Origin of the sequence: Metabacillus lacus, from assembly GCF_009674805.1 — a bacterium.
Classification (GTDB): Bacteria; Bacillota; Bacilli; order Bacillales; family Bacillaceae; genus Metabacillus_C; species Metabacillus_C lacus.
In genome coordinates this window covers 1-6,064 of record NZ_WKKI01000085.1, presented here as the reverse complement: position 1 = coordinate 6,064, position 6,064 = coordinate 1, and the positions used below count along the sequence as shown (strand labels likewise).

The 6,064-nt window shown below is 43.4% G+C and carries 6 protein-coding genes and 1 pseudogene; 5 read left to right on the top strand and 2 right to left on the bottom strand.

The features are described 5' to 3' along the window. Positions 1-510 precede the first annotated feature (510 nt). The gene (locus GJU40_RS20090; RefSeq protein ID WP_154309831.1) at positions 511-1,005 is read right to left on the bottom strand and encodes a GNAT family N-acetyltransferase; all 495 of its coding nucleotides are present in this window, start codon (positions 1,003-1,005) and stop codon (positions 511-513) included. After that, the gene (locus GJU40_RS20085) at positions 1,002-1,439 is read right to left on the bottom strand and encodes a VanZ family protein (protein ID WP_154309830.1); all 438 of its coding nucleotides are present in this window, start codon (positions 1,437-1,439) and stop codon (positions 1,002-1,004) included. The genes GJU40_RS20090 and GJU40_RS20085 overlap by 4 nt, the downstream gene beginning before the upstream one ends. A 133-nt stretch (positions 1,440-1,572) precedes the next feature. On the opposite strand from GJU40_RS20085, the gene spoIIQ reads away from it, so the two are divergent. The 5 genes and pseudogenes from spoIIQ to GJU40_RS20060 form a co-directional block, all read left to right on the top strand. Continuing rightward, positions 1,573-2,406: a stage II sporulation protein SpoIIQ gene (gene spoIIQ, locus GJU40_RS20080; protein ID WP_154309829.1), complete on the top strand. Its 834-nt coding sequence runs from the start codon at positions 1,573-1,575 to the stop codon at positions 2,404-2,406. A 356-nt stretch (positions 2,407-2,762) separates the two neighbouring features. Next, positions 2,763-2,945 (top strand): hypothetical protein, encoded by a 183-nt coding sequence (locus GJU40_RS20075; RefSeq protein ID WP_154309828.1) that lies wholly within the window; start codon positions 2,763-2,765, stop codon positions 2,943-2,945. Between the two features lie 20 nt (positions 2,946-2,965). Next, the gene (locus tag GJU40_RS20070; RefSeq protein ID WP_343031654.1) at positions 2,966-3,271 is read left to right on the top strand and encodes a DUF4212 domain-containing protein; all 306 of its coding nucleotides are present in this window, start codon (positions 2,966-2,968) and stop codon (positions 3,269-3,271) included. A 36-nt stretch (positions 3,272-3,307) separates the two neighbouring features. Next, a complete protein-coding gene (locus tag GJU40_RS20065; RefSeq protein ID WP_154309827.1) occupies positions 3,308-4,960 on the top strand; it encodes a sodium:solute symporter family protein in 1,653 nt (550 codons plus the stop codon). A gap of 309 nt (positions 4,961-5,269) precedes the next feature. Next, positions 5,270-6,064 (top strand): annotated as a pseudogene (locus GJU40_RS20060) (RHS repeat domain-containing protein); the annotation flags it as partial.

Genomic DNA, 6,064 nt, shown 5'->3' with positions numbered 1-6,064 from the left:
GATTATAAGGGAAGGAATTCCGGTTAAGCTTGTAAAAATGGCCAATTATAAGCCTTTTTGAGAAGATAGCCGGAATCCTTCCGGCTATTTTAGCTGTTTGCGAGGCTATTTGCCAATTAAGCGGAGTTCCTCCGTCTATTGGGGGCCTTCGATCCTCCCCCGTACCAACTGCAGAGAAACTAACGGAGCTATTCCGCTTATATGCGGATGGAGAACGCCCAGGGGAGAAAAATAACCGGACGTTTTCCGGTTAAGTTCCAGATTGGGCATTCTTTAGGGATTATAAGGGAAGGAATTCCGGTTAAGCTTGTAAAAATGGCCAATTATAAGCCTTTTTGAGAAGATAGCCGGAATCCTTCCGGCTATTTTGGCTGTTTGCGAGGCTATTTGCCAATTAAGCGGAGTTCCTCCGTCTATCGGGGCCATATTTCCTTAATCGACTATATTTGAGCCTGACCGATCCGGCCCCGGCAGTAAGGTGCCCAGCCGGCCCCGGCAGCAAAGCAGCTCTCACCCCACACGCTTCCCAACTATCACCAAATCCCGCTCCACTCCATCCAGCTCTGCCACATTAGGGAGCTCTGCCCACTTGGCAAATCCGAATTTTTCGAATAAGCGCAAGCTTGGCATATTGTGGCCAAATACATATCCCAGCATTGTCTTGATGTTCAGATTGTGACAGGCATCAATGGCGGCAGTCAGCAGCTCAGGGCCAATTCCCTGACCGCGGTAGGCCGAGTCCACGTAAATGCTGACTTCCGCCGTGTATTGATAGGCAGGACGGCCATAGAAGGACTCAAAGCTGACCCAGCCGCAAATGTCTCCGTCATACTCCATAACCCACAAGGGGCGCTTGTCCGTATGCGCCAGGAACCAGCTTCGTCTGCTCTCGAGATCAACGGGCTCAAGATCAGCAGTTACCATCCGCGAAGGTATGGTAGAGTTATATATTTCAATAATTCTTGGCAAGTCTGCCTCAACGGCAATGCGTATGTGTTTGTTCATGATTTTCCTCCGAGATTTTCAAGTGTGTGCATCAGCTTTGAGATCTTACTTTTACTATCGGCAAAATAAGTGACTTTCATCATATAGTAAGACACAAGAACGCCGATTGTATCTTTGACAAAGTCAATCACCGTTGCGGAGCGGTAGGGTACAAACGCCTGATGAATTTCATCGCTCAATCCGTAAAGTATGGAAATAACAGCGGCAGCAACGCTCATGCTGCTGTTCCACTTTCCGTTCACCGCGAATGCAAAGGCAATCAGCCAGTATAAAATGGCAAATTCAATCAGGTGCAGAGACTCCTTTAACAATGAGTCAAATGAAAAAGGCGTGTTGACGATTGCATCCGCCGGAAGGCTTGACAGAATAAAGATAAAAACAGCGTACAAAAATGGCAAAGCGGTAATTCCATACCGCAGGAAACGAACTTTCATGCTGGTAACTCCTTATGTAGTCATACTGTGCATAATCTGAGAAGAATGGCACAAACTAATTACAAAAATTTTTTGCAGGGTTGTGTATATATTTTCTGAATTGTGTTCAGAATGATTGCTGAGGTGATGAAAGATGAGAGAGGAAGAAAAAAAGCGTATTTCTCCTAATTCAAAATTACAGCAATTCTTTAGAAAACGCTGGGTATTCCCGGCAGTCTACCTTGTGAGCGCAGCAGTCATTCTTACAGCAGTTCTTTGGTATCAGTCAGTAGGGAACAATGTAACTGAAGATTTAGCGAAAAAAGGTGACACAGCCGGTCAAAAGGATAACCCGGCAGTAGAAGTTGGCAAAGCTGTTGAAAACTTTGCTATGCCTGCTCTTGATGCAGAAGCAGTCACTGTGGTGAAAAAATTCTATGAATTTGATGCATCCGCAGAAGACCAAGAAGCAGCACTTGTTTCCTATAATAACACGTTCCGCCAGAATCAAGGAATCGATATTTCCAAAAAGGACGGCAAGGACTTTGATGTTGTTGCATCCCTTAGCGGAACTGTTGTAAAGGCACAAAAAGATCCGATTCTCGGCAACGTTGTTGAAATTGAGCACGAAGCTGGACTGGTCACTGTGTACCAATCACTTGCTGATGTAAAAGTACAAGCTGGCGACAAAGTAGAACAAAAACAAATTATCGGTAAAGCCGGAAAAAATCTTTATAACGAAGAAGACGGCATCCATGTACACTTTGAAGTTCGTGTCGATGGCAAAGCGGTTAACCCAGGCAAGCTTTTGGACAAACCTGTAAGTGCAGCTGCTGAAAACGTGAAAGAAACTGAAGCTGCAGAACAAACAGAGAAATCCAGCGAAGAAGCTGCTGACGAAAATGCTAATGAAGAGCAATCTTCAGAAGAAGATGCAGAGCAGGATGAAAACCAGCCTGAAGCTGCAAAAGATCCTTCAAACGCTTAACAGCTGAAACCCGGTCCCTTAATGGGGGGCGGGTTTTTTTGTGTGTGGAAACTATATATGGCTTGAGCATGAATAACAAAGCAGTACTGTTTCTCCTAAAATTCCGGCAAATTATATAACAATCGTTTAGACATTTTTATTTTCAATAACAGACCCTGACCCCTTAACGTAACCCTCCCGCTAAAACATCCAACCTCTCTATTTTTTCTTAATATAGTTTCAGAAAAAAACCTTGCAGTGGAAAAATTATACTGTTAGAATATTCTTACAAGTTGGTATCTGGTATTAATATAAAGGGGTAGTATGTTAATGCGACAAAATGGTATCGCTTACAATTTACGAAAGGAGCTGCTGCTGTGATTGCATTGTTCTGTTTTATCATCATCATTGGTGCCAGTATAGTATTGGCGCTTAGAAAAAAACGTCCTCAATTTCTGCTCATTCCATTTGCATCCCTGCTTCTTTACTTCACGATTGAAATTGCTCTCGTCCCTGCACCATTTCTTGATACGATCAAATTTATCATTAGCTTGTCTTAACTTTTTCCGGAGGTGTTACGGTGAAAAAAAGAATTGATAAAAAAACAGCTGACGCGTATTTCAGAGAGCGGACCCGCAATATTATTATTTATCTTTGTATTGGATTTCTTTGTTCATTTGGTGTTGTCCTTTTCGCTGAGCCGTTGAGCGGCCTTTCTATAAACGGTTTTCCGTTTCATTATTTTATGGGTGCACAGGGTGCTGTGCTCATTTTCATCATTTTATTATTTGTGAATGCAAAAGTTAGTGATGCTGTTGATCGAAAATACGGGATTGATGAGGCTGTGAATGAGCAGCTGAGTTCAGGGAAAACGCTCGATCATTGAAAAGTGGAAAAGGCTTAAAGGGGGAGTTTTGGGAGAATGGACACTCAATTTTTAGTTTCATTAACGATCATCCTGCTGACGTTTGCACTTTATATTGGAATTGCAATATACAATAAGGCAAAGGAAACTTCAGAGTTTTATGTGGCGGGCAGGGGAGTTCCGCCAATCTTTAATGGTATGGCAATTGGAGCTGACTGGATGAGTGCCGCCTCATTCATTGGATTGGCAGGAACAATCATGCTGCTTGGCTATGATGGACTGGCCTACATAATGGGATGGACGGGTGGCTATTTGCTTCTGACATTTCTACTGGCGCCTCAGCTGCGGAAGTATGGAAGATACACGGTGCCTGAGTTTATCGGGGATCGGTACCGCAGCCATCCTGCACGGATTATTGCCGCAATTTGTACAATCATTATCAGTTTTACCTATTCGATCGGGCAGCTTTCAGGTTCCGGAGTGGTAATTGGGCGCCTGTTTGAAATAGATGCGAAGGTCGGGACAATGATTGGCGTAGTGCTGATTGCTTTTTATGCAGCTTTTGGAGGCATGAAGGGCATCACGTGGACGCAGGTTGCGCAGTATATAGTGTTAATTGTGGCTTATTTAATTCCGGTCATTTTTATGTCTCTGCAAATTACCGGAAATCCGGCGCCATGGCTTTCTTACGGAAAAATCGTTGGAGAGATGGGCGAGCTGGATCGGCAGCTGGGAATATCGGAGTACTTTGCACCATTTACCAACGGAACCAAATGGCAGTTCCTCGCCCTCTTGTTTACGTTAATGGCGGGAACAGCGGGGCTTCCGCACGTCATCGTCCGGTTTTATACCGTTTCGACCATGAAAGCTGCGCGCTGGTCAGGAGCATGGGCACTGTTATTTATCGGTTTATTGTACCTTTCTGCTCCTGCTTATGCCGCATTCTCTCGCTTCATCCTAATTCGAAATGTTGTGGGACAGCCTCTTGACGCTCTTCCGGCATGGACGGAAACCTGGGTAAAAACAGGCAAGCTTCAGCTGGCAGATGCCAATGGAGACGGAATATTGCAATGGAGTGAAATGATTATTGCCAATGACATTATTGTCATGGCAACTCCGGAAATCGCCAATCTTGGTTTGTTTGTCATCGGCCTTGTTGCCGCAGGAGCAATGGCAGCGGCGCTTTCCACTGCAGGGGGATTAATGATTTCAATCTCTTCTTCATTTGCCCACGACATTTATTATCGTGTGCTTCACCCTGATGCTACTGAGAAAAGAAGGCTGAGTGTTGCGCGCTGGTCGATTGTCCTTGCAACACTGCTGGCAGGTCTGATCGCCCTGAACCCGCCTGGGGCCATCACTCAAATCGTTGCCTGGGCATTCGCTCTTGCATCGGGCACCTTCTTCCCGGCATTGCTGCTGGGTATATGGTGGAAACGATCTAACGCACAGGGAGTAATCGCCGGCATGCTGGTCGGTCTGACTGTCACACTCGCTTACATCTTTGCAGCCAAATACGGAGGGTTTACCATCGCAGGAATCATTGATACGGGGGCCGGAGTCTTTGGAGCAGCGGCAGCCATCATTGCCAACGTAGCGGTATCCCTGGCAACAAAAGCACCATCCACAGATGCGCAGGAGGAAGTCCTGAATCTCCGTTACCCAGAGCAAATGACCTACAAAGACGGTGAAGTGTGGATTGATAAATAACATTGGGAATGTTCCTGTATGAGTAATGAAAATTTTGATATAAAGAAAGTAACAAGCTGGAGGTATCTGGCTTGTTTTTTTCTGGATGCAGATGAAATCGATTAAATATAGGACTTGTCAGCTCGCGGTGATAGGGACAAAGGAAGGGACGAAGGGACAGGTACATTGTCCCAATAATGAAGACAGCCAACTCATAAGAATGGAGCAAGGTACGGCGAGCACATTCTATGATTATGACAAGGCAGGCAATTTAACCAATCAAATTAGAAATACTGGTACGAGTTTGAACCTAATACAGCATATGACAAAGATGGAAACATTATTTCAATGTCAAGGGGTTCAGTAAACGAATCTTTTTCATACGATTATGCAGGTAGACTTGAATCTTGGAATAATAATGGAAGAGTGACAACATACAAATATGATAAATCGGGGAACTTATTAAACCCAAAAGGTAAAAGTATAACATTTAATGAAAGTAATGAGATTGAAGGATTCTTGTATAGTGTTTCTGGTCAACTAATACAAGATGATACTAAGAAGTACCAATGGGATTTAGAAGGTAATCTTGTAAAGATAACTGACTTAAATGGATCAATTATAGCAACTTATACCTACGATCCGAATGGTTTACGTAAGTCTAAAACGATTGGGACAGCAACCTATCGTTATTATTATGATGGGCTGGATTTAACAAGAATAACGGACAATTATAATAATACTTTATGGACATTCACATGGGCATACAACAAACCTTTAAGTGTTACTAATAGAGAGGGAAAAGTATTTTATTATCTTACGAACTATCGTGGTGATATCATTGGTATAGAAGATTCTCTCGGCAATGCAGTAGCGACTTTTAACTATGATCCTTTTGGAAATGTAGTAAGTTTAAGTGAAAATGCAGAAGTTAGTGGGCAGCCTCTCGGTTATGCAGGTTATATTTACGACCGAGAAACAAAAATGTATTATTTGAAAGCTCGATACTATGATACTTCAACAGCAGCCTTTATATCACGTGACCCAGTTAAAGGGTATTTGTCTGAACCTTCAACTCAAAATAGTTATATCTATGCCATAAATAACCCAGTTAGTTTTATTGAC

Bases quoted from the DNA above. Each gene is read 5' to 3' on its own strand.
- GJU40_RS20085 (WP_154309830.1), bottom strand. From the start codon at position 1,439: ATGAAAGTTCGTTTCCTGCGGTATGGAATTACCGCTTTGCCATTTTTG.
- GJU40_RS20090 (WP_154309831.1), bottom strand. From the start codon at position 1,005: ATGAACAAACACATACGCATTGCCGTTGAGGCAGACTTGCCAAGAATT.
- GJU40_RS20065 (WP_154309827.1), top strand. From the start codon at position 3,308: ATGGACACTCAATTTTTAGTTTCATTAACGATCATCCTGCTGACGTTT.
- spoIIQ (WP_154309829.1), top strand. From the start codon at position 1,573: ATGAGAGAGGAAGAAAAAAAGCGTATTTCTCCTAATTCAAAATTACAG.